Here is a 23,534-nt window from a genome sequence, read left to right as displayed (position 1 = left end):
CTTTGTCAATATTCTAAAACCTGGCTCTATTTTTTTAAATAATCACACACACGCGTTAAATCTTCTCGAATAGGTAGATGCTGTGGACACATTTTTTCACATGAACCACATTTTTTACAATTTTCTGCTTTCTTCTCTACTGGCATATTTTCAAGATTTTCTTTTGATTTATGATGTTGATTATAAACATAAGCATTATTCCAATGTTTAAAATTAGTAGGAATATCAACCCCAAAAGGACAAGGCATACAATAACCACAACCGGTACATCCATTCTGTGTCCGTGATTTTAGCGTATCTTTAACATTTTGAATTAAAACCAGCTCTTCTTCATTTAAATATCTAAAATTTTCAAATGTTTCCAAGTTATCAATGACCTGTTCATAAGTTGACATCCCACTTAAAACAACCTTAACATTTGGCAAACTGGCTACATATCGAAGTGCCCATGATGATATACTAGCTTCAGAATCATAATTTTTAAACTTTTCCATGATATCTTCTGGTAAATTTGCTAATGCCCCGCCTTTAACTGGTTCCATTACAATTAAAGGAATATTATATTTTTCTGCTAATAAATATCCTTTCATTCCTGCTTGAATATCCATATCTAAATAGTTTAACTGTAATTGACAAAAATCCCAATCATGATATTCTAAAATTTCTTTAAAAACAGGATATTCATCATGAAAACTAAATCCAAAATAACGAATTTTTCCTTCATCTCTAAATCTTTCACATAAATCTAAAATATCGTATTCTAATACTTTCGACCACTTATCTCTATCTAAAGCATGTAATAAGTAAAAATCAACATAATCAACATCTAGTCTTTTTAATTGATCTAAAAATATTTTTTCAGCTTCCTCTTTACTAGAAACATCCCAAATTGGCAGTTTAGTAGCTAAAAAGTAATCTTCCCGATTATATTTCTTTAGAACCTTACCTACAAATGGTTCACTATCACCATTATGATAAGGAAAAGCTGTGTCAATATAACTTACCCCTGATGCAATCGCCTTATCAATCATTTTTTCAGCTTCATTTTCATCAATATTACCATCCGCATCCAAAGGAAAACGCATACAGCCAAAACCTAATAACGATGGTTCAATTCCCAATTTTTCAAATCTTTTCTTTTTCATTTATTTTTCCTCCACATTCCTACACAATATTATTATACAGCTGAAATAACATTTTTACTATAATTAAATATTCTTAAGAAACTATTATAGGATCATATGATATTATATAAATATTAGAGGTGTTTTAAATGAAAAAAAATTGTATATTATTTGACTTTGTTTTAATTATTTTATCAATATTATCAATGGGATACTTTATACTCGTTATTGCAAATTCTCGTTTTATTCCAGCATACCTCGCTTACCCAATACTTTCTTTTATCACTAGATTTTACGGAAACTATGAACTAAAAACACATTTTAGTATTTTATCTAAACTGCCGCTTAAATTAAATTGTACGAAATCGCACCTACGGTACTCTTTCGTACAATAGGTGTGAAACTAACGTTTTCTTGCACGAAAATCTTGCGATTTCGTACAATCAAACTAATGCGTCCTTTGCATCGCATGTGCGAATATATGATATTCTCCATGCAAAGCACGCATTAGTTTCACACCTATTATATCATTAAGGGATTCGGAATTTTTAGTTTATCTTTATTTATAATAATCGAAGGATCAATAATATACAAAGCAAATAAACAATATAATGAAGCAAGTGATTATATAATCGTATTAGGAGCTCACTTGAATGGTAGTATTCCATCTAACTCATTAAAATATCGATTAGAGGCTGCCATTGATTACCATCAAACATTTCCAACAACACCAATTATTGTTAGTGGTGGTCGTGGTAATGGTGAAGAAATCAGCGAAGCCAAAGCAATGAAAAAATATCTTGTTGATAAAGGCATTAATGAAAGTTTGATTATTGAAGAAGATAAAAGTACAAATACAAACGAAAATATTATTTATAGTAAAAAAATTATTGATTCATTAAATAAAAGCAGCTGCAGTGTAACGATCATAACAAACGGCTTTCATTGTTATCGAAGCCAATTGCTTGCAAACAAGCATAATTTAATAGCTCATACATATAGTGCTAAAGAAAACTTATATACAGCACCGCATTATTACATAAGAGAATTTTTTGGTTGTCTAAAAGACATTCTATTATCTTAAATATTCCAAAAAAATCACATAATTGTTTATATTTATTATAGTATTCTATAAATGGAGGAATAAAATATGTTTAGTAAATTATATATTACAATTAAATCCGATGATGAATTTGATGAGAGTATTATTGATCCTATTTCTTTTATTTTAATTGATTGGGGAGTTGATAGTGATTTAATTGATTGGGATATATATCCCAATCGAGCTAAATTAGAAATCAATACAAATGAAAGAAATTATACGTCATATAGTATTACCTATCAGGGAATGAATTCTATTATGGAATTATGTTATAAAGATGAATTTATAATGACTATAATCGATAATAACGGTTCATCAGAAACATACACAATGTATTTTAGCGAACCTAACTCAATTAACTTTGCTACTGATATATCTGAACTAATAGATTAAAATATTTTAATTTTTTTGTATTTTCTCTTTACATTTAATAAAATATTAGATATAATTATTCTTGCGTTAAGCTCTAATTGCTTAATGATGGATATATGGCGGACGTGGTGAAGTGGTTAACACACCAGATTGTGGCTCTGGCATTCGTGGGTTCGATCCCCATCGTCCGCCCCAAGTTAATTAATTCAGTAAAAATCAGTATCATCTGGTGTCATAGTTAGTATCATCCAGTGTCATATCATTAAGGATTTTTACTTTAAAATAAAAATCCAAACGCTATCTGTGTTTGGATAATCAATATTATACTTTTATTCTTGAAAGTAATGCTTATTATGTTATAATTGAGTTACGGGTTACGTAATTCATTTTATATAACCTAACTATTCAAGTAATAGTTATAATATAGTTATCTCCCTTTTAGATAGCTATTTATATGTGATACGCTTGTGCTAAAGCGTATTTTTTATTTTGTACTTTGATTATAGCACACATGTGCTTCAATATCAATTTTTTTATTTATTGTACTTTTCTACTATATTATATACTATTTTTAGTAAAAATTCAACTTATAACGTTTAGTTTTTTAAAAATTATATCTTTAACGTTGATATTTATCCTTAGCAAATATATAATTATTTTAATAAATATGAATTCATAAATATGGAGAAATACCATTATTGGTATTTTATAGGAGGATAGAATAAAATGACTTATTTTGAAAAATTAAAATCTATTGCTTCAAAAAATGGAATTTCACAAAAAGAACTTTCTAAGTACTATGATATGCCATATAATAGTTTCAATAATAAATTCAGAAGTTGCGAAACAAGGTTTAACTTAAAAGATTTAATCAAATTTGCTGAAATTAACAATTTGAAAGTAGCCCTAATAAATGATAATGATGAAATTATCGAAACACTTACAACCAATCTTTATATAGATGAAAATAAGCTATAGTAAAATTTATCAAGCAGTTACAAAGGTAAATTCTGCTTTCCCCTTATTTTGTGCAGTTGCCAAAAGAATAGAAAAGTATTTTACAACTTTTAAAAAAGTATCCCTACACACTTATAAAATTCAAGGAATATAGCACAATAAATGGTTCTTACTCGCTTATTTCTAAACATTGAAATATTATGAGATAAGAATCAATACAACATATTACTTACACGCCATATTTTATACTTCTCACTGATATTAAAATATAATTATTTTACTAGGCACAACTTTTAATAAAATTATATATGTTTATTATTTTTCTAATTTCATCACTAGAATAATCATAAGAATTTATCTCCTTTATTAGCCTATGTTCAAGTTCTTTTTTCAATTCATCAAAAGAATTTTTAACTGAAGTATTTCTTATCGCACACTCCATTTTTTCAATAATCTCTTTTTCTGCATTAGATCCACTATGTATATATATTTCTGTTACCTCAATTGATTCATGCCCTAAACGTTTTGAAACACTATAGATATCATTCGTGAGTTCTAATAGCATAGTTGCGTGACTATGTCTAAAACCGTGTAAATTCATACGCTTTACACCTGAAACATTAAGATAATGAGAAAACCTTCTATCAAGTGTACTAAAACTAATCATTTTAATACCTCCTATAATATATAAATCATCCATATTTTTAAAATCTTTCTTTACCTCAAGAAAGTATTCTAACAAAAGATCTCTAAGACTAGAATTAATAAAAATGGTTCTAATAGAATTATTTGTTTTAGGCTTTTTTACTACCTGACCCTTTCCCCTAATTTTACATGCCGTAGAGTTAATAGTTAATGTTGATTCAATTAAATCAACATTATTCCACCGAAGTGAAAGTACTTCTCCTTTTCTAAGGCCACAATAATAAAGTATATTAAATAATACTTTATATTGTTTATCTTCAACTACGTCAATAAATTGATTAAATTCCTTAATACTCCATACAATTTGCGAATCCTTCAACTTATACTTGTCTACAATATCTTTAATTAATTCTAAACCTCTAAGTTCATCTATATTTATTTGAGCATATTTCATTAAATTAGCATATTTTAATAATCTTTTTAAAAGTCCAATAATAATATTTATATAAGCAGGTGTAAATACTTGATTCTTTCTTGACCTGTATAGTCCATCTACCAGTTCTTTCTGGTATTTTTTCACCTTTAAGAAAGTAATTTTTTCTATTTCCTCTTCACCAAAAATAGGTTTAATATGTGCGTTATACCTATATTTAATAGCATCAATTGTTGTAGTTTGATGTGTTAAATCTATATCTTCTAAATATTTTCCAAATAATTCATTTAAAGTCATTATACTCTCCCTCTTCTTATTAATAATTTATATAAACAAAAAAAAATAGCAGTTCTCATAAAGAGAACTGCTACACAAATAAAAATTTAATAAAAAACTTCTTTTATATTTCAAAAAGAAGTTAAAGTTTTAAGACTAATACAATGGCATTTCTTTGTATACTTTGCCATCCAGTTCATGACCATTCTTTTTCTTGTTCCATCCTCCCCATTGTTTGAAAAAAAATGGAACATTCTTTTCTTTACATTTATCTCTGATTTCTATAATCCATTGTTTATCAACAGAACGTGCATTACTTCCTGATTCCCCTCCAACTACAACCCATTGAATTTTATCCAAATTCAATTCAGTTAGAGGGCCCAATAATGGTTCACAAGATAAAAAATGAATCTCAGCTTCAACATTTTTTAAAATATCGACTCTATTAATAACACTTTCATTTTCAACACTAGTTCCTACCCAAACATTTTTTGGTATCTCATATTTTCTAGAAAACTCTAACAGCCTTTCAGGCCTTTTAGTTAAAACCTGAAATACATGCCAATATGCTCGTTTCATAATATCGAAGATCTGCTCAATAGTTTTATATGGAACATTTTCATGAAACAAATCAGACATAGAGCATACAAAAATAATGTTTGGCTTTTTAATATTTAATGGCTGCTCAAAAAGATCTTCATGAACAGTTACTTCAAATTCATTTATATATCTAGGATTCCCCATTGCATGCAATCTTTTTGCCATTTTTTTTGCATAACAATTTTTACAACCAGAACTTACACTACTACATCCTGTAATAGGATTCCATGTTTTCTCAGTCCATTCTATTTTTGTGTTATTCATACACTAAACCCTCCATCAGGAAATACATAACAATCAACCACTTCTCCATTAATATCTTTTTTTTCAATTTTATATTTATAAAATCCTTTTACCATCTTCATTATATTTGTAGGTAAATATGGATGAACTCTTAATATTTTTTTAAATTCAGTTTTCGGTATCACTTTTCCTTTAAATTCAATGTAGAACATTTTACAAATATGCGAATCATCATAATGAAATTTAAATTCTGAAACTCCATTATTTCTATCATTTTCATACCTATCTTCTACTACATCATCAAATAATTTTAATTGAATAGCAACTTTATTAGTCTGATCAAGTTCATATTCCTTATATAAAGAGTACATGGTATTTTTTAATAATTCTTGTGCAAATGACGAATATGATAGACAAACTATATCATAAACATGAAGTGTTCGTTTTAAAATCACAGGTGCATATGCCAAAAATTTTTTATTTGATTTATTCTTTAATATTTCATGAAATCTATTTCGAAAAAACGCTGTTCTTTTAAAAGGATTACTTTCAATATCAAAATTTTCTTTTATTTCATTAAAATTCATACAATAAGCTTCTTCATATCTTGATACAATATCAGGATTAGTCGTCTTCATATTTCTCTTTATATCATTTGGAAAAAAATGGGTAAACAAGAAATCGGCATTGATATTTAATATTTTAGATAAATATTTCCAATTAAAGTCTACACCATAAGGATCATAAATTATCAAATTTTTACTGCCATATCCATTAATCACCTTTTCACATGCTAAAAAATTTATGTAATCATATTTATCCATTTCTGTTATAATTATTTTCAAATTGTTAGGGGTATTTGTAATTACATTTTTTTTTACACATTTTAAACATTCGATATATTGAGAATTATAATCATTTAAAAATATATTAAATTGTATATCCTTATACTTTCGTGCAGAATTAACAAAAATCTTAAAAATTCTAATTGCTGTTCCATCATAAAAATCATTATAATGTTTATGATCGAAATAAAGTCCAGAACTTGCCATACAATCAATAAAATTTACATTATATAAATCATTTCTTTTATTTTTATTGAAATTAACAATTTTTTCTAGCCATGCATATGTATATCTTTCAAATGCATTGAACTTTAATCTTGTTCCATCATGAATATTATTATTTACTTTTTTTGCACATGTCACTTCATCCCTATAACTACAACTACACATATAACTCTCACTAGTATATTATAAATATTCCAATTATTAAATAGCAACAATATACTTTTCCTTTCTACAAACTAATAATAGTATAACATACTTAATCCGTAGTTGAACAACTTTATTCAATTAAGATAATAAATTAGTTTAAACGAAGCGTTCAAATTAATTTTTATATTTTTCAATCATGCTAAACTTTATTTTTGTTGCGACTATACATCTTGCTTCAAAATCATATGGCAGTTTACATATAACCAATCCATATGGCTTATATTTTTCTAAAATTCCATTAATCTCATTTTCATCACTAATAACTTCTTCAACATGGCCTACTTTAAAATCTTCACCCTGATGTGTTAGTTTTACATCAACAACTACATAATCACCTACCTCTAATTCATCAAAACGTGAAACATAATAATATTCTTTTTGTGTATCTTTAATTTTTCTTCTTATTCCTTTTTTAAATCTTATCTTTATTATTGTCATTTTTATTCCTCCTCTTCAAATCTAACAAACTTAGTATTACAAAAATGTAACTATTATATCACCATTTTCAGGATCTGGCAAAATTGAATAACTGGTTAAACCATATTTCTTCTTTATATCCTCAACATATCGCTCTGCTTCAGAATAAGCATCAACCGAATAAGGAAAAATTTTTGTTAATAAACTTTTATCTATATTTGGCTTAACATTAGTATTAGAACTATCTGAAGAAACATCATTAGATGAACTATTAGTTTTATTATCTACTATATCAATTGGTTTATCTTTGACAGTTACCATCAAATCTTTAACTGTTTTATTTTTTGCTGTATCTTCAACCTCATATGTAATTGTATAATTTCCACTAATTGATGTATCTATAGATGTATAACTAACTTGATCATACATATTCCCATCTACGTTGTCATCAGCTACTAATATATAATCTGCGGCATTAAAATTACCTTGATAATCCACTACAACATTACTACTGCTTAATTCTAATATAGGTGCTATATCATCATAAACAGTTATTTTTATACTTTTAGAAATGCTTTTAATTTTATTGGATAATTTATATGTAACATTATAATTTCCTGGTTGAGATAAATCAATTTTATCAATTTTTAAAGTTTTATCTTTATTATACTTTTTTATATAATCCATTGGATCAAAAATTTCAGATAATCCTATTTTCAATTTATCTGTTTTTAATTCTAATGTTAACGTTTCAAAATAAGGCAAGATATTTTCTCTATTTATGAAAACCAAACCAGCAATAACTGTTAACATAAATAATAGTATAACTGTGATAACAATGCGCTTTAATTTTATCCGTTTTATTTGTTCATTTCTTTCTTCAAATACTCCATATTGAGAAAATAAATACTCTCGAAGTTCTTCCATTCGTTCAGATGAAATATCAGGATTTGCGAAACTAGAGGGATCAACGCCATATTCTAATGCAATTCTAATTTCTCTTAACTGTTCCCAGTCCAGTTTAGGATTGGCCATATAGCGTAGATCTAAATTATTTTTATCAGCTTGACGAAGTTGATTTATCTGCTGTGTATTCCATGCATAATTTTTAAGTAACATATCCAATCTTTCACTCATTTAAACTATCACCTCCAAATAATCAAGTATATTTAATCTGATTTTTATTAATTTAAATAATAGTTATATCATACTTGCATACTTTATAAAAACATTAATAAATACTATCAATTCTATTCCTATAACAATCAGTAATATTAATTTCATAAAAACCCAAAAATATGCATTTTTGCCTAAGAAACCATGAACAATCCATATACCTGCTTTATTTGATTTTCTAAAATTGCATTCACTGCATGAACAGGTAAGATTCTTATAATCGTTAATATTAATAATATTTAATTTTCTTAAGATTATTCTATAAAAATTATTTTTTTGAGCTTTAGCAATTGGAATAATATGATCAACTGTTACTTCCTCTTTCTTTAGTAATTTTCCACAATACGAACAAATATAATAATCTTTAAAAACCGTATCATAATTTGCAAAAAATATTTTTCTATAATTTGATGATCTTTTTTTATTGATATCATAGCTTAAAAATTTGAGATGTTTCTTTTTACAATAAACTTGAATATCTCTTAAGTTATTTATATTGGATGTAGTTTTTCTCCAATATCCAATATATTTTCCAGTTTTTTTAAACCTAAGTCCAAAATTAAATAGCTCTTTTCGATAATTATACGTCTTATTTCGGCCATCCTTAACAATTATATAATATTTAGATTGGCTTAACATTTGTTTTTTCATCTTTAATATTTGCATTTGATGCATTATCATTAACAAAATTTTTATTTATTCTAGCCTGAGTTATTTTACCAAAAAAGGTGATAAAATCTTGATCATTTAATGAAGTTAAATACTTAAGAGCTTTTATTTCAGGATCCATCTTTTCTTCCAAATTAATATTTAATAGTTGAGCCATTTGCTCAACTATACTTTTATAATCAAAATTCAAATCATATTCTTTCTTTAAATCTATTCCACCAATATTATCTTCTCTTAAATTACATAATTTAAAGTTACTCATATCATTTCCAAAACTACCATTTAAAGTACTTCTATAAAAATTACATTTCATAAACACCCCTTCAGGTGCTGTACAATTTTCAAAAACAGTATTTATAAATGAGGCTCTTATTACATTTCCATTAAATACAGTATTTTTAAATATACTTTCATCAAATGCTATGCAATTACATTTTGCATCATCAAATCTGCATTTAAGAAAAGTACATGCAATAAAACTTGTATTAAATTCAATAATAGTATCATCAAATACAATATTATCAAATGTGCATTTATTAAAAATTTTATTTTTTAATTCATCTGTTTTCATTATCATATTTGAAAATATTTTTTCTTCTATAATCTCTTCGTTCATACTTATCTCCTTTTCTATTGCTTTTTCTATTGCTGCAATTTTTGATTTATCAGACTCCAAATTTTCTATAGAATCATCAACATATATATCTTCACATTCGCAAAAATCTATAGACGTTTTATCATTATTTATATCTATATCTTTAAAATTACTTTTAAACCATGTTGTTTTATTTAATTTTACTTTTTTCATTGTGCAATTTATAAATTTACATCCAATAAAAAACGCTTCCTCAAAATTGCATTGAGAAAACACGACATTAATAAATTTACAGTTTAAAAAAACTGCATTTCTTATATTTACCTGACTAAAAACAACATCATCTATCATACAGTTTTTCAAAAAACACGATTTATTAATATCAAAAAATCTAATAGAAGTATTTTTTATTATAGAATTTGATAACATAAAAGTTTCCTTTATGCCTGAAACTTTATCTATAATCAATACCGCAGATGCATTTACTAATTGATGAATATCTGATTTACTAAGCTTTTGTAAATCTATATTACTAAATTCAACAAATCCTGGCTGTATGTTGTTTTCTTCTAATATCCTAGTTACTCTTTCTTTTCTATCCATTTTCATACTCCTTTCTCTTCATCTTATATAACTCACTAATATCAATCCATTTTGCGTATTCACTGAATACATATTTTTTTGGACATTCATTGTAATTACCTGTAAAAAAATTATATTTATTATACGCTGGTAAACGCGTTTTAAAATTATTACCTCTACGCATTATATAAAATGCTTCACCTAATTTCATATTCTTTAACTGATCAGTAGTAACGAGAGGCTTAATCTCTTCTTTTCCTTTATTAATTACCTGTTTATTACCCAAAGACTTACTTACTTCTTCTAATGTTTCATTTCCTTTTGACAATAAATAAACAGTATTAGTTTGTGATCTTATCAATTTACTAATTTCTTTTCCATATCTGTTATCCAGCTGCGAATAATCTTGAACATACAAATTAAATCTCATTCCTCTAGCCCTTGAAGCGGTTAACATTGTACCAATACTTTCTATAACAGGAGCATTAGCAAACTCATCAAAATAGACATTCATAGGAACTTTTAATTCTTTGTTCTCTTTATTTTTACGTGCTGATCCAATCAGACATTCATATAGCTGTTTGATAAATAAGGTAGCTAATGAATGATAGGTATTTTTCTCGTCGTGTACAACTAGATAAATTACTGTCTTTTCATCCCCTATTTTTGAAAAATCAATTGTATTAGAAGACATCATTTTGGTAATTTGAGAATTAAGAGTTACTAATGACAATTTATCTTTTAATACAGATAAAATTGAGCCATACGTTTCACTAGGAGAGTTAACAAATTCCTCTAATAATTCTCTAGATAAATCATCGTTATCTTTAAAATTAGTTATATACTCTTTTAACCAGGTTGATTTTCTATTAGTTGGAAAAGGTCTTGTTCCAGTAAAAATCGCTTTAGAAATTGCTTCAAAGTTTGAACACGAAACATCTTCTTCACATAATAAATTTTCAATACCCCTCATTACTTCTTTTGCTTTATCATTCCAAAAATTATTTTCTTCATTTGGATTATACGTCATTGTCTTAAAAACATCTTCAAAGTATTCTTGAGCTTTAGAAAAATCAGGTATTACTTTTAAACGTTTAGTTTTTTTATCATATTTAGTAACAGCTAATTCTTTTTTTGTTAAATATTCTTTAAAATCAAATGGAATTTCAGGATTAATGATAGAATGCTTCTTTTTTGCTGCTATAATTTTTTTATTTATTTGATATTCCAGTTCTTTAGCTTTTTTTAACGCTTTTATGTATTCTATCGTACCCAATTCTAAAGGATTCCAGCCATCCGATTCTTCTGGTTCAATCCAATTAATTACATATGTTTTATAACCATCATTGATAAACTTTTTTAGAGTTGCATCTTTTATTTCACCTTTTAAATCAAATACTAAAGCACTTTCACCAGCTATTCGACATACTTCAAGGGCTGGTAGTGTTAAACTATATGATTTACCTGAATCAGTTGCCCCCAAAATTAAATTATGCGTTTTACTGGGATCTATCCAAACATAATTAGTTTTAGTAATTGGATTGATTTTTACTTTTACAATTAAACCTGCTCTTTTATACTTCGCTTCTCCACCAATATAATATTTTTGTGCCACTTTTAATCTGAATACCGCATCTAGATTTAATATTTCCAGCAATTTATTAATTTTTATTTTAATTGGATTGACTGCAATATTAATACGATCTTTTGTAGTTAAAACTAAGATACCCCCATTCTTTATTTTTAATTTCATATATTCTTTTTTCACCTGATGAGATGTCATTAAAGTAGAATATGATTTTTTGTCACCTTTTATGTATTGTTTTAAAACAGGCGCATATGTAACAAAAATAATCATAAAAAAAATACCAGTAGCAAAGAAAAATATAGTCTTAAATCTACTGGTACCTTCTATAAATAAGATACTATAATCGAATGTAACGAAATTTATATTTTTAAATCTAATTAAATTTATCATCCATATTACTAACGTAAAAGTTAAAAAATAGCTTAAAAACCCACCTATTATAATATATAATAATCTTTTCATTACTGCCCCTTCCTACAATTTTAAATTATTATCTCTTAAAAATTCTTCAAGAGCTTCTTTTATTTTTTGATCCTGAAGATCAGCATATGAAATAATGCTCTGTTCTAATCTTGTTTTTGTAAACAATTTTCTTTTATATTTTACAAGCGTTTTTTTCCCTCCGATTGTTTTTATATAATCATTATATTTAACTGACTTATATTCCTGCAGAATTTTATTTCCAATCTGTTCATATAACTTTTTCATTTCAGCCTGTTTAATTGTAGCGATATTGCTACTACCAATATCATTCATTGTTTCATTCAATATTTCAATTGATTTCATCCATGATGTAACTGATTTGTTAACCTTTGGATTATTCAAAATAACCTCATCAATTATTGCATCAATTATTTGTTGATATGGAATCATATTTTTTGAATTATACTGTAGACGACCTTTTTTAGGTAAAATCTTATTCAATTTCGAAATAGTAATTTTTGGATTATCTTTCAAAAACTCATCTACATCTCTGATTATTTCATTAAACTTAATATCTTTATCTTTAAAAAACAATACTGAATTAGTTTTTACTCTTTTCTCTAGTTCTTTTCGAGCATTTATTTCTGCATACATAAATCTTTTAAAGGACGCCAACTGTTTCGGACTAAATTTACCTTTAGTCCTAGTCTGCTTCTTTTCAAGAAAAGTCAAGTGAATATGGGGATTATTTGTATTGATATGATAATCACCCCACCAAAGCATATTTTTAGAATCCAGTCCCACATTTTTAAAAAATTTATTAATTGCTTTATTAACAACTATATTCCAATCTTCACCTGAATTTAAACCACAGTCATCTGCTTCCTCAAAACTTTCTAAAGAAATAACAGCATCCCAAAAAAGATTACCTTTTTTTGAAAATGCTTTACTTATTTGTTTTCTGTATTTTTCGCGATCTTTATCACTTTTTAAAAACCCAGCATTTGTAAAAGTTGGATCTTTAGCATGACTAGCAGTATATCCAAAAAAGCCATCTTCGCGTTTTCCTAACTCTTGTTCATTTTCTTTTGATTCATCACGAGCGGTATATCCAAACCACCCAATAAGTGATTCCTGCGATATAACTCCTTTAAAACGAGAATTTTTAGGAGCTTGAGCTCCCAATTCACAAAACCTTAATGTAGTAATTTTCAATCTATCACCTTTTTACTGGTAGGCACGACTTAAATAGTCGTGCCCGTTTTTTAGTTATTATTCAAATTTCTTTTTAATGACTCTGCTAATAATTCAATACTGTCTTTACCTGGTACAAAATATTTCAAATCACTTAATCCAAAAAATATTTCATCAGGATTTACATCATCAATTTTGATTACATACATTTTCTTCTTAAGTTTAATAGCTTTAGACCAAAATGTAATTAATTCTTGTTTAGCCATAGCTGAGGTACTATAATTTTTACTTATAAAAATCAAAGCAGCATCACATTCATTCAATCCTGATAAACAACTTTCTAAAATATTATCACCAAAGTCTATACTCTGCTTATCTATCCATACACTTATTCCACTGTATTTTAACTGATTAACAAAATTTTCAACAAATACATCATCATTCCACGAATAAGAAATAAATACTTTTTTTCTCACTGATTCACTCGAAAAATTATATCCTTCTTTTTGAAGTTGAGATGTCGTTTTATAATAAAACATACTATTAAATATTAAATCAAATATTTCTTTACTTTCGTTACAATGAAAATCCACCGAATTCCACATTCGATTTCCCATATCAGCAAAAAAATCTTTTATTCCCTTATCTGTTTTAAAAATAAGATTATATTTTTTGGCTATTTCTAGCACTTTTGTTAATTCATCATTATTACATTCTACATAAACACAAGCTCTTAAATATAAAGGAATGTTATTAACGAATAATGTCACCCGTCCCTTATTTATGATGTTATTAATTTCGTATACAGAATCAATATATTCATTCCTTTTATCATAATCTATCTCAAAATAAAAATTTTTCATTCTACTGCTCAGCTCCTTAATTATAATTTCACTATTATTATAATTCAAAGTAATTAAGTAGTCTAATGGCATAAGCAAAGTATATGAATATAAATAAGTAATAAAATAATTAATTTCTGTATAATTTATCGATTTATTACTAATAATTGACTTCAAAGAAATATAATAATTATTTCCTTCTTTATGATAATCAATATTGAATTTTTTAAAAATATACTCCCAAGATTGATTATCCATCTTATCACCCCAGTTCTACATTTTTTATAGGTAGGCACGACTATTTAAGTCGTGCCCGCGAAAAATCACTTTTTCTTTTTTATCTCCTCTAATACAGCATTAAACATCTGTGCATTTATTTCAGTAAATCTATTTAATACATTTATAACAACTAATTCTAGCTGTTCAGATAAAATTAATTCATTTTCATCAATCATTATCTTTGTATAATACAAATCAATCATTTCATCAAATAATTGTGCAACACTCATATAAATATCGTTATCTTTATAATGTTTTTTTATTGCATCCAGTTTTTCATCAAAATTTTTATTTGTACGATAGGTTCTTCTCATAATATATTTTCCTTGTCAATCTTATCTTTAATCAGTTTTTCAAATCTTGATGGCGAATCTACCATTGTTTTCATTTCATCAAGTTTTACTATTGGTGGTAAATCTTTACTAGATTTTACCAATAAACTTACATATTCAATTATCATATTTAATTTATAATTAATATCATCGATATGCTCTATATCATTTTCAATAACATTTTTATAATAATAATTTATAACTTCTGACATACTGTCTTTTTTTGATTTATTTAAAAATTTAACTATTAACTCAAATTTTTTTACATCATCTTTTTCACAACGAATTTGTAAAGGCGCAAATCTATTCTTGTCCATAATTACCTCCTAATCTTATCAATAGGTTCAATGGCAAATTTGCCATGTTTCTATTTGCTTAACTTTAGACAAGTTTTTAGTATACCAAAATGTATACCAAAAACTACTAAAGCAGGATAAGGGAAAATGTCACCATTCTGGTATACATTTTCCATTTTGCACAAGTCAACAACGTTGACTTTGCTTAGTTTTAGACAGAATTATATGGTATACCAAAGTGTCACTATGTGGTATACCAAGATGTATACCACAATTTTACTAATAAAGTCTTCTACAACTCATCAATCTTGATTTATAATAACCTGTTAATTCTGTTATTTTAATAACTTCACCTGTTCGTGGTGCATGTACCATTTTATTGTCACCAATATATATACCTACATGACTTACTCCATTACCTGAAGTATTAAAAAGAACTATATCTCCTGCCTGCAATTGTTCAAATAAGATTTCAGTTCCCATTGTAATTAATGTTTTTGTTGTCTGACTACCAATATCTATTCCTGATTGATAATATGCCCAGCATACCAAACTGGAACAATCAAATTTACTGCTGTTTGGATCTTTAATGGCTGCTATATCATGACTGCCACCCCAGACATACGCTAAACCCAATTTTGATAATGCTTTATTTGCAATTGCTAAACCTATTTCACTATTACCTGTAACAACAACTTCTTGACCAGAATTCATCTCATAAATTCCATAGCTGATTTTGATTATATCCTGCAGTTTATTAGAAATAATAACTTCTTTAAATGGTGTATTATTTTCAATATAATTTACTGCTTTGTTTACATCTAATTTATCTTTACAATTATCAAGAATGAAATTTGCATAATTTTGAATATCTTTTTTATTCGGCTCTTTTATCGAACAAAGTAAAAATGGTTTAACAAGTTCTATTTTTGTTATGGCTACAGCTCCTTTATCACTATACTCATTAATAACACTCTCAAACAATTGATCAGTTTCAGGAAATTCCTGAAGGTAATATATTATTACCTGATCTAATGAAGTAAAATCACTTATAGAATTTTGAGCATCTAAATCTATTCCAAAAACTGATACAAGTATATTACATGCAAATCCTATTGGATTACTGACCACTTCCTGTGCCATTATAAAAGGAGCTGAAATAATTCCTATAATTAAGTAAAATGACATCATAATTATCATAGTTTTTATAAGAAACTTTTTTATCATATTCTTGTACCTGATTAAGATATTAATTTAAGTTCATTTGGAGTTGCAAGAATTTCAATCGGTATGTGCTTATCTCCTAAACAGAAAATTCCATGATATGCCGGAAGTTTTTGAATTGTATCAAATTCATTTTCAGTTAATTCGACAAGCTGACGTAAATCTAATACCCCAGCTTTATTCGTTTTTAAATAAAGCTGATAAGTCGAATTTGAAAATATAGCTTTACCATGTGTTAAAATCACAGGATCTGTAAAATCTCTAACTTCCTGTGTACCTATCAATGTAGAAGTTTCATATTTTCTTGCACGACGTTGAAATTGAGCTAAAATATCAGCTAATTCAAGATTAAGAATAAATGTGTGAGCCTCATCACAACAAAAAACAGTTTGATTTCTATCATCACCAAGACATAATGACCATGAATACTGAAACACCATTCTCATCAAAGCATTTTTAAGATTTGATGAAACCTCAAAAAGATGTTTTGTTCCAAATGCGATCATCCATGACTTATTATTTATGGATTTTTTTACAGTTGTTATTCCATTAAAATAACGTCCCCATTCACCTGGAGTATCGTTATAACCGGTAATTTGACGCATTTTCATTTCTAATCTTTTTAATGCTTTTATTTCAGTAGAATATTTATCGTATTCTTTAGAATAAATCTCTATTCTATCTTTTATAACTGCTGTAAAATTTGTAAAAGTAGGATAATTTTCAGGTTTTAAATGCTCAAATGATTTATGTGTATCAATACCAACTTCTCTATACGTTTCAACAACAACCTCATTTATCATGGCTAACGCATCTTCATCTAAATCTGGCCATAACAATTTAAAAGTAATTTTAATATCTTCAACAACATTAAAAATAGCAATCTTGGTATCATACATCTTATCTTTGTTTTCCTTTTGTTCAGAATCTGTTGAAATTGGCTTTAAATCAAAAATATTAATTATATAATCACCACTTCCAAATGACACATAGTTACCACCTACAAGTTTACAAAGTTTTTCATTTTTATTTTCTGGATCAATCCATACAATACTACGTCCATTTATGTAATGCCCTATTAAAAGCAGATCCATTACTGTAGTTTTACCAGTTCCTGTCTTTCCAACAACAATCATATTACCTGAAGAACGATTATCTAATCGTGCTTCTTCTTTATTGTTCAAATAATAAAACTGATCAAATACTATTTTTCCACCATTCGTCATTTCTCTTCCTAAAAGAGCTCCTTTAGGATCATCAACTGTATCATAAATAAAAGGCCACAATCCAGCAAATGCTTTTGTGGTCATTAAAACTCCATCATTGTATTCTATATCCGGCCTCAAATTTGATTTTATAAACAGACCTGAATTATTTCTTAACTGTTCTTCTTGAATATTATTTAAAGTTACTAATCTAATACCTCTAGTTATAAACTCATTTTTAATTTTTTTTGTATATTTATTAACTTCATCTAGAGAGTCACCTCTAATATAAATATTAGTAATAACATTAATTGTATCATTTTCACTATTAACAAGCTCTTTAATATAATTTTCTAAAGCATCATGTTCTTTTCTCAAACGTTCTTTTTCTGTTGGATCTTTACACTTCCGCCATTTTTCATCAATATCATTTGATTTTTTCTTAACTAATGTGGCCATATCCAGATCGGAAGGTACTATTTTAATATCGATATTATATCTAACATTGTTAATAAATTCAGCTAAAAGTCCATGATAGAATTCATTTGGATACCCTTTAACTGTTAAAATTCTTATATATTTATCTCCTATTAAATAATGATTCCTTTGTGGATCGAAATTAGCAGGAGCAATAGTACTACGTTTAGCTAATATACTTTTCATATAATCCTCTCTTTTTCTTTTACATTATCAACAGATGGTAAAACAAGATCTGAAAACATATATTCATTTACAGTTGGATTTTCAAAATATTGCTTAATTACACTTTCATATAAAGAGACAGTCATCTCTTTATTTATCATATGAGAACTGCTTATTTCTTTTTGAAGCATTTCAAAATACTTATCAATTTTTTCTTCATCAGCCTTAATCATTATGCAAAATTTTACTTCACTATGATTTTCTATATACCATTCCATTTTATCAATTTGCATTTGTGCTAATTTTTTAACTGCTGAATCTGAAGAGGTTTCCATTATTTCTATATATCGATCGATTTGATAATCTAAATTAGGTTCTTCTTTAATGAATTTAAAATATAATGGTCTTTTTAATCTATCAAGACTATTTGATAATGATAAAATATAATTTATTACTTCAAAATCTTCAATTAAATATAGATTAACCGGATTAATAACAATCCCTCTAAGAACTTCAGTTTTATTATCTCTAGCTAGATAAATACCATCTTCACTTATTTTCAAAATATCCATCCATGATAAAGTATCTTCAATTTCTTTTCTTCTCTTTTTAACCTTTTTTTCTGCTTTCCTTTTGTTCATGGGTCTTTTTTTAGATTTCTTCATCTTTTTGACTATCATATATTACTCCTCTCCATATATACTTTTTTTTACTTTTTGAATAGTGAATCATACATATTATTTTTTCAAGTACATTATGATAATGTGTTATATTCATAGTCAGAAGAAAAACAGTACTTATGCTTATTGCGCTTATGGATAATCCTAATAACATAATTGCTAATGACCTAATCGCTAAAGCAACAAACATCGAAATTAGAAATACAGTAATTCCAATTAATATACCGCTAATTAAAATAATTAAATCAATTTTTCTATATTTATTAAAATAATATCTACCAGATTTAAAATCATCAGGAATTGTTAATAACATTATTTACCTTCCTTTCTAACAATAAAAATTTATACTTACGTTATTTGATTGATATAACTTCATTAAATTCAATAAAGTCAAGATCACGTTGGTTCATTAGTCTATAACAATCATCTATTGCTATTTTTTCATCTAACCACATAAAAGCAAGAAGCGCATGATCATATGTAAATTCTTCTACTCTTGCATTTAATGAAGAATTATCCAAACATATAATAGTCTGATTTTCAAATCTATAAACTTTTTCTAGACTATTATAAATAGCTTCTTGATTATTAATAAGTGATTCCATTTCTTTATAAGAAACTTCTTTAAATCCTCTATCTTTTGCCAATAAGTCAAATTCCGATTTAGTAATTAAATCTGCTTTATATACATATGGATTGTCAATAATATCATTAATTATATTTTCTAAACTTTCTGTATGATTTGTAATATATTTTTTCACGTTTGCTTTATCCATAACATATAAAGAAATCTCTTCAGCTGCTTTGATTGCTCTAAAAAGATTATTCGGCTTTTCCTTAATCGATTTAAGCCAAAACTGGATATAAGATTCATGATTTTCAAGTTGTTTAGAGTTTGGTGGAAACCCTAATTCATTACATATAAATGTACATCCAATTTCTGCCTTCAATTCTTCAATTGCATATTCTTCCCTGTTTTCTTTCAAAGAGTACAATGTACGATTTAATCGACTTTTATGAGCAGTCGAATGCATAAATTCATGAAATAGTGCAGAATAATATTCATATTCATTAAGAAAAAATTCAACATTAGGCATACCTATTTTATCATTTTCATAATCATAAAATGGTGAAGAAAACTTTCTTGACTCAACAATAGACAGTTTAGCATTTTTTAGATATTCATCAGATACTCTTTTTGCAATATTATAATTTCCTTCAGCAATAGCACTCCTTGATAGGTTTACAGGTGGAATATATTTTTCAATTCCTTCTATCTGTTTAGCATTAAAAACAGTATAGACATTGGATATAAAATAAAAATCCTTTGATTCTTCAGGATTTTCACGCACTATCCTTGTATACTCTTGAAGTGTTAGCTTTTTTTTAGTTTTGTAATTATAGACACTCCAATATTCAATAGGTACCCCATGTTCTCCTTTAATAATATGATATCCTTTATCTCTAGCCTGCTTGAAAGTCATCCAACGTGGATCATCATAATTCTTAATATAAGATACCAGTTCTAATAAAAAACGATTACTATTTTTATAGCGAGTTTTAGTTACCGGATTAAACACAGCCTCAGGTGTTTTCCAACCTATCTGCCAAGGAATTATATCTTTTTCCAAACAATTAATAAAAGAATTTATTAAATATTCTCTACTCTTATTTAAATTATTTTTATTCATACATTAATCATCTACTTTAAAAGCCATTTATATAATTTATTAATTCATCTGCAGTATATGCTTTAAACGAATCTGGTAACTCTTCATCTAAAAAATTATTTGTAAATAAATCAATTGTTTCTATAATCATCTTTAAATCATCATAATTTTCAATCATTATTTCACCCCTACATTCTTCTATACATTTTTCTTTGTTGTCGATACTGCCTGCTTGTTGCTATTCTTGACGCTGACACATTATAAAGATAATTACCACCACGAGATATAAGTGATCTTTTCTTAGCATTCGTTGAAGGATTAGCCATATCATCAAGCTGTTCATTTCCTCCACTTGCATATTGTTGAGTATCTGAATTATCATTAAAATATGATGGACTAGCTCCTGCTTTTTCTAAAGCTCTTGATAAATCTCCACGATTCATATTTTCTGCTCCATCTATTCCATAATATTTTGCGGCATTTAATTGTGCGTTTGTAGGAGGTGCCTTGTATGCGGCACTATCAGTAACACTAGCAGTAGATCTTTCATTAGAAGATCTATTTGCATCACTTGAACCACTTCTACTTTGTGAACTATTTCTTGCACTTGGCATTGCTGAAGCAAATCCCTTCTTAGCTCCTGCTAAAGCACCTTTTAGTCCTCCACCGGACTGTATACCATTTTTTGCACCAGCCATACCACTTGCAATACCTGCTGTACCAACAACACCATATGCCATTCCAGTTGCTAAACCACCTGCAGCACCACCAAGAATAGCTCTTTGTGTATTTGAAGTTTCCATCAATTGGCGCAATCCCGTTGTATCACCACTACTTCCTAATAGGGCCGTAAATTTAGAAGGTACGTCTTGTAAAAAAAGTATCCCTGCAATAAAAAGTATTATTTGTGCAAATATACCAATACCATTAGATCCCATTTTTTCTGAAATAATATTACTATTACATAAAGCTAAAACAAAATAAGTCATATAAATCTGAAAAAAATTTAATCCTAAATCGGATAATAAAAACATCAGCCATTTTGAAAATGTTTGGCTATCTGGTTCAAGATATGATGCTGCTGCATATGGTGAAAGAAGATAATAAGTTAAAATGCTGAACAATCTTTTTCCAACCTGTAGAGCAATCGTAATAAAAATAACTAAACTAATGCAAGATACTGCAATAATAAGAAAAATGCTTGAATAAGTTGGAAAATAAAGAAAATTACCATTTTCATCTTTATTATTTATATCAAAATCTTCATTTAATTTGATTTCTGGACCTAAATCATTTCGTATATTGGTTATATCCGTACGCCCTGACTGAATCAATACATTACTAATTTTATTAAAATCTCCGGAAGATTCTAAAGATGGAATAAAATAAGATATTTTATCTACTGCCTCAGATGTAACTGAACATAATCCTTTATAGCTTAATGGAATAACTGTTATTATTATTAATGTAACAATAAAACGCATAACCATTTTTCCAGGCTCAATTTTATCTCTATAATCTTCCTCTAGAATAGCTCTTACACATATTTTAAGTGCTCTATAAGTCAAGAATAATACAAAAGTTAAAACAATACCTGCAAACCAAGTATCAATGGAGCCTAAATCTCCTAAATTTAAGGTGGCTACTTTTAAAACTATTTCCCAAAGAAAATCTAAAACAGATAAAAACAAAGATGCTAATTCCCATAATAAGCTACGTAAAAATTCATTAAATACCTGAATTAAACTATCAAACATAATACCCTTCCTTCCATTAGTTCATTAATCCAAATAATGTCCATAATGTTGGAAGAAGCTCAGCAGTAGCTGTTATAAAACCTATTTTTTTTATCATTCTCCCTACTGGTTTCCTTTCTTTTTCTTCATCATCTTTGAAATACCAGAATACAGCTGTAATTAGTGCTGCAACTAATCCAGCAAGTGGAATAAGGGCTAACGAAATCGTCATTAGTGGATCTAATATTCCTTTCACTAAATCAATAATTCCTGATGAATTTATTTTTATATCATTAAGTAATATCATATTTTTCATTATTTTCTCCTTTTTATACAAAAACAACATGGCAAATTTGCCATGTTGTTTATTAATTTAATTTTTTTCTTTTAATATTTAATACTCCAAAAAATAAAGCAGTTAACCCTGCCATATATAAATAAGTTGAAATATTACTATCATCACTTGTAATTACTTTTTTAGGAAGCAACTCATCATACATTACTACACTCTGTACATTTCCAGTATCATCAACAGTAAATTCAATACTTTGAGCTACTTGATATCCATCAGGCGCAATTGTTTCTGTCAAAGTATAAGTCTTTCCTACACATAGACCTTTGATCATATGTGCCTCTTCACCAGAAATCCAGCTGTCTACGATATTCCCTTCTTCATCACTCACCTGTAAATGCGCTCCCGGTAATTCTTTTGATGTTGTGATATCTAATTTAGAGATCTCGATTTTCGTTATTTCATCTACCATCTTCAATACAATATCTTTATTATCAACTTTTAGATCCTGAGTAGCTGCAGTTGCATAGCCTTTTGGTGCTTCCGCTTCTTTAAGTAAGTACTCATCATTTTGATTTAATCCACTTACTAAATGACTGGTTTCATTTCCTTCAATATCGATACGATAATATTCTGTTTCACCATTAGACTGCAGCATCAATG

Annotated in this window: 25 protein-coding genes and 1 tRNA gene; 4 read left to right on the top strand and 22 right to left on the bottom strand. The window is 27.2% G+C overall.

The features are described from left to right. Nucleotides 1-26 precede the first annotated feature (26 nt). On the bottom strand, nucleotides 27-1,145 hold the full coding sequence (locus BR82_RS0108465; RefSeq protein WP_027089838.1) for an aldo/keto reductase: 1,119 nt from the start codon (nucleotides 1,143-1,145) through the stop codon (nucleotides 27-29). 505 nt (nucleotides 1,146-1,650) lie between these two features. On the opposite strand from BR82_RS0108465, the gene BR82_RS15475 reads away from it, so the two are divergent. From BR82_RS15475 to BR82_RS15470, 4 genes are all read left to right on the top strand, one after another. Continuing rightward, nucleotides 1,651-2,208: a YdcF family protein gene (locus BR82_RS15475; RefSeq protein ID WP_034864498.1), complete on the top strand. Its 558-nt coding sequence runs from the start codon at nucleotides 1,651-1,653 to the stop codon at nucleotides 2,206-2,208. A gap of 66 nt (nucleotides 2,209-2,274) precedes the next feature. After that, a complete protein-coding gene (locus BR82_RS0108455) occupies nucleotides 2,275-2,619 on the top strand; it encodes a hypothetical protein (RefSeq protein WP_027089837.1) in 345 nt (114 codons plus the stop codon). A gap of 98 nt (nucleotides 2,620-2,717) precedes the next feature. Continuing rightward, a tRNA-His gene (locus BR82_RS0108450) sits at nucleotides 2,718-2,793 on the top strand. A 531-nt stretch (nucleotides 2,794-3,324) separates the two neighbouring features. Then, the gene (locus BR82_RS15470) at nucleotides 3,325-3,576 is read left to right on the top strand and encodes a hypothetical protein (RefSeq protein WP_034864497.1); all 252 of its coding nucleotides are present in this window, start codon (nucleotides 3,325-3,327) and stop codon (nucleotides 3,574-3,576) included. A 259-nt stretch (nucleotides 3,577-3,835) separates the two neighbouring features. On the opposite strand, the gene BR82_RS0108440 is transcribed toward BR82_RS15470, so the two are convergent. From BR82_RS0108440 to BR82_RS17255, 21 genes are all read right to left on the bottom strand, one after another. After that, nucleotides 3,836-4,930: a tyrosine-type recombinase/integrase gene (locus tag BR82_RS0108440; protein ID WP_027089836.1), complete on the bottom strand. Its 1,095-nt coding sequence runs from the start codon at nucleotides 4,928-4,930 to the stop codon at nucleotides 3,836-3,838. 135 nt (nucleotides 4,931-5,065) lie between these two features. After that, on the bottom strand, nucleotides 5,066-5,773 hold the full coding sequence (locus BR82_RS0108435) for a DUF5131 family protein (RefSeq protein ID WP_027089835.1): 708 nt from the start codon (nucleotides 5,771-5,773) through the stop codon (nucleotides 5,066-5,068). Beyond that, nucleotides 5,770-6,987, bottom strand: a complete 1,218-nt coding sequence (locus BR82_RS16355; protein ID WP_051592792.1) for a class I SAM-dependent methyltransferase — start codon at nucleotides 6,985-6,987, stop codon at nucleotides 5,770-5,772. Before BR82_RS16355 ends, BR82_RS0108435 begins: the two co-directional genes overlap by 4 nt. A gap of 156 nt (nucleotides 6,988-7,143) precedes the next feature. Continuing rightward, nucleotides 7,144-7,467, bottom strand: coding sequence for a hypothetical protein (locus BR82_RS0108425; RefSeq protein ID WP_027089833.1), 324 nt, complete (start codon nucleotides 7,465-7,467; stop codon nucleotides 7,144-7,146). Between the two features lie 36 nt (nucleotides 7,468-7,503). Beyond that, nucleotides 7,504-8,583, bottom strand: a complete 1,080-nt coding sequence (locus BR82_RS0108420) for a DUF5011/hyalin repeat domain-containing protein (RefSeq protein WP_027089832.1) — start codon at nucleotides 8,581-8,583, stop codon at nucleotides 7,504-7,506. Nucleotides 8,584-8,646: 63 nt separating this feature from the next. Then, a complete protein-coding gene (locus BR82_RS0108415; RefSeq protein WP_161635133.1) occupies nucleotides 8,647-9,273 on the bottom strand; it encodes an HNH endonuclease in 627 nt (208 codons plus the stop codon). Continuing rightward, on the bottom strand, nucleotides 9,245-10,489 hold the full coding sequence (locus BR82_RS0108410) for a pentapeptide repeat-containing protein (protein ID WP_027089830.1): 1,245 nt from the start codon (nucleotides 10,487-10,489) through the stop codon (nucleotides 9,245-9,247). Before BR82_RS0108410 ends, BR82_RS0108415 begins: the two co-directional genes overlap by 29 nt. Beyond that, a complete protein-coding gene (locus BR82_RS0108405) occupies nucleotides 10,482-12,221 on the bottom strand; it encodes a type IV secretory system conjugative DNA transfer family protein (protein WP_161635132.1) in 1,740 nt (579 codons plus the stop codon). The genes BR82_RS0108410 and BR82_RS0108405 overlap by 8 nt, the downstream gene beginning before the upstream one ends. 309 nt (nucleotides 12,222-12,530) lie before the next feature. Next, nucleotides 12,531-13,694, bottom strand: a complete 1,164-nt coding sequence (gene mobL, locus BR82_RS0108400; protein ID WP_027089828.1) for a relaxase MobL — start codon at nucleotides 13,692-13,694, stop codon at nucleotides 12,531-12,533. A gap of 50 nt (nucleotides 13,695-13,744) precedes the next feature. Then, entirely contained in the window at nucleotides 13,745-14,773 is a 1,029-nt protein-coding gene (locus BR82_RS16350) for a toll/interleukin-1 receptor domain-containing protein (RefSeq protein WP_051592791.1), read from the bottom strand. Between the two features lie 65 nt (nucleotides 14,774-14,838). Next, nucleotides 14,839-15,108 (bottom strand): hypothetical protein, encoded by a 270-nt coding sequence (locus BR82_RS0108390; protein WP_027089827.1) that lies wholly within the window; start codon nucleotides 15,106-15,108, stop codon nucleotides 14,839-14,841. Further along, on the bottom strand, nucleotides 15,105-15,443 hold the full coding sequence (locus BR82_RS0108385) for a hypothetical protein (protein ID WP_027089826.1): 339 nt from the start codon (nucleotides 15,441-15,443) through the stop codon (nucleotides 15,105-15,107). Before BR82_RS0108385 ends, BR82_RS0108390 begins: the two co-directional genes overlap by 4 nt. Nucleotides 15,444-15,701: 258 nt before the next feature. Then, entirely contained in the window at nucleotides 15,702-16,565 is an 864-nt protein-coding gene (locus tag BR82_RS16345) for a C40 family peptidase (protein WP_161635131.1), read from the bottom strand. A gap of 98 nt (nucleotides 16,566-16,663) precedes the next feature. Further along, complete coding sequence (locus tag BR82_RS0108375) at nucleotides 16,664-18,514, bottom strand: VirB4 family type IV secretion system protein (protein WP_027089825.1); 1,851 nt, start codon at nucleotides 18,512-18,514, stop codon at nucleotides 16,664-16,666. Next, the gene (locus BR82_RS0108370) at nucleotides 18,511-19,173 is read right to left on the bottom strand and encodes a hypothetical protein (RefSeq protein ID WP_027089824.1); all 663 of its coding nucleotides are present in this window, start codon (nucleotides 19,171-19,173) and stop codon (nucleotides 18,511-18,513) included. The genes BR82_RS0108375 and BR82_RS0108370 overlap by 4 nt, the downstream gene beginning before the upstream one ends. Beyond that, nucleotides 19,145-19,486 carry a hypothetical protein gene (locus BR82_RS0108365; RefSeq protein WP_027089823.1) on the bottom strand — a complete coding sequence of 114 codons (342 nt, stop codon included), beginning with the start codon at nucleotides 19,484-19,486 and terminating at the stop codon, nucleotides 19,145-19,147. Before BR82_RS0108365 ends, BR82_RS0108370 begins: the two co-directional genes overlap by 29 nt. 40 nt (nucleotides 19,487-19,526) lie before the next feature. Continuing rightward, nucleotides 19,527-20,864 (bottom strand): zincin-like metallopeptidase domain-containing protein, encoded by a 1,338-nt coding sequence (locus tag BR82_RS0108360; RefSeq protein ID WP_027089822.1) that lies wholly within the window; start codon nucleotides 20,862-20,864, stop codon nucleotides 19,527-19,529. Nucleotides 20,865-20,880: 16 nt separating this feature from the next. Next, nucleotides 20,881-21,021 carry a hypothetical protein gene (locus BR82_RS17050; RefSeq protein ID WP_154659611.1) on the bottom strand — a complete coding sequence of 47 codons (141 nt, stop codon included), beginning with the start codon at nucleotides 21,019-21,021 and terminating at the stop codon, nucleotides 20,881-20,883. A 10-nt stretch (nucleotides 21,022-21,031) separates the two neighbouring features. After that, nucleotides 21,032-22,600, bottom strand: coding sequence for a hypothetical protein (locus BR82_RS0108350; protein WP_027089821.1), 1,569 nt, complete (start codon nucleotides 22,598-22,600; stop codon nucleotides 21,032-21,034). A 16-nt stretch (nucleotides 22,601-22,616) separates the two neighbouring features. After that, complete coding sequence (locus BR82_RS15455) at nucleotides 22,617-22,895, bottom strand: hypothetical protein (RefSeq protein WP_051592789.1); 279 nt, start codon at nucleotides 22,893-22,895, stop codon at nucleotides 22,617-22,619. A gap of 52 nt (nucleotides 22,896-22,947) precedes the next feature. After that, nucleotides 22,948-23,534: MSCRAMM family protein (locus BR82_RS17255; RefSeq protein ID WP_261794266.1), on the bottom strand; the 587-nt coding region annotated here is incomplete at its 5' end.

Origin of the sequence: Thomasclavelia saccharogumia DSM 17460 (assembly GCF_000686665.1) — a bacterium.
In the GTDB taxonomy this organism is placed as follows: Bacteria; Bacillota_I; Bacilli_A; order Erysipelotrichales; family Coprobacillaceae; genus Thomasclavelia; species Thomasclavelia saccharogumia.
The sequence above is the reverse complement of the archived record's forward strand: the minus strand, read 5'-3'. Positions and strand labels throughout refer to the sequence as shown.

Bases quoted from the DNA above. Each gene is read 5' to 3' on its own strand.
- BR82_RS0108465 (WP_027089838.1), bottom strand. From the start codon at position 1,145: ATGAAAAAGAAAAGATTTGAAAAATTGGGAATTGAACCATCGTTATTA.
- BR82_RS0108455 (WP_027089837.1), top strand. From the start codon at position 2,275: ATGTTTAGTAAATTATATATTACAATTAAATCCGATGATGAATTTGAT.
- BR82_RS15470 (WP_034864497.1), top strand. From the start codon at position 3,325: ATGACTTATTTTGAAAAATTAAAATCTATTGCTTCAAAAAATGGAATT.
- BR82_RS0108440 (WP_027089836.1), bottom strand. From the start codon at position 4,930: ATGACTTTAAATGAATTATTTGGAAAATATTTAGAAGATATAGATTTA.
- BR82_RS0108435 (WP_027089835.1), bottom strand. From the start codon at position 5,773: ATGAATAACACAAAAATAGAATGGACTGAGAAAACATGGAATCCTATT.
- BR82_RS16355 (WP_051592792.1), bottom strand. From the start codon at position 6,987: ATGTGTAGTTGTAGTTATAGGGATGAAGTGACATGTGCAAAAAAAGTA.
- BR82_RS0108425 (WP_027089833.1), bottom strand. From the start codon at position 7,467: ATGACAATAATAAAGATAAGATTTAAAAAAGGAATAAGAAGAAAAATT.
- BR82_RS0108420 (WP_027089832.1), bottom strand. From the start codon at position 8,583: ATGAGTGAAAGATTGGATATGTTACTTAAAAATTATGCATGGAATACA.
- BR82_RS0108415 (WP_161635133.1), bottom strand. From the start codon at position 9,273: ATGAAAAAACAAATGTTAAGCCAATCTAAATATTATATAATTGTTAAG.
- BR82_RS0108410 (WP_027089830.1), bottom strand. From the start codon at position 10,489: ATGGATAGAAAAGAAAGAGTAACTAGGATATTAGAAGAAAACAACATA.
- BR82_RS0108405 (WP_161635132.1), bottom strand. From the start codon at position 12,221: ATGAAATTAAAAATAAAGAATGGGGGTATCTTAGTTTTAACTACAAAA.
- BR82_RS16350 (WP_051592791.1), bottom strand. From the start codon at position 14,773: ATGGATAATCAATCTTGGGAGTATATTTTTAAAAAATTCAATATTGAT.
- BR82_RS0108390 (WP_027089827.1), bottom strand. From the start codon at position 15,108: ATGAGAAGAACCTATCGTACAAATAAAAATTTTGATGAAAAACTGGAT.
- BR82_RS0108385 (WP_027089826.1), bottom strand. From the start codon at position 15,443: ATGGACAAGAATAGATTTGCGCCTTTACAAATTCGTTGTGAAAAAGAT.
- BR82_RS16345 (WP_161635131.1), bottom strand. From the start codon at position 16,565: ATGGCACAGGAAGTGGTCAGTAATCCAATAGGATTTGCATGTAATATA.
- BR82_RS0108375 (WP_027089825.1), bottom strand. From the start codon at position 18,514: ATGAAAAGTATATTAGCTAAACGTAGTACTATTGCTCCTGCTAATTTC.
- BR82_RS0108370 (WP_027089824.1), bottom strand. From the start codon at position 19,173: ATGATAGTCAAAAAGATGAAGAAATCTAAAAAAAGACCCATGAACAAA.
- BR82_RS0108365 (WP_027089823.1), bottom strand. From the start codon at position 19,486: ATGTTATTAACAATTCCTGATGATTTTAAATCTGGTAGATATTATTTT.
- BR82_RS0108360 (WP_027089822.1), bottom strand. From the start codon at position 20,864: ATGAATAAAAATAATTTAAATAAGAGTAGAGAATATTTAATAAATTCT.
- BR82_RS17050 (WP_154659611.1), bottom strand. From the start codon at position 21,021: ATGATTGAAAATTATGATGATTTAAAGATGATTATAGAAACAATTGAT.
- BR82_RS0108350 (WP_027089821.1), bottom strand. From the start codon at position 22,600: ATGTTTGATAGTTTAATTCAGGTATTTAATGAATTTTTACGTAGCTTA.
- BR82_RS15455 (WP_051592789.1), bottom strand. From the start codon at position 22,895: ATGAAAAATATGATATTACTTAATGATATAAAAATAAATTCATCAGGA.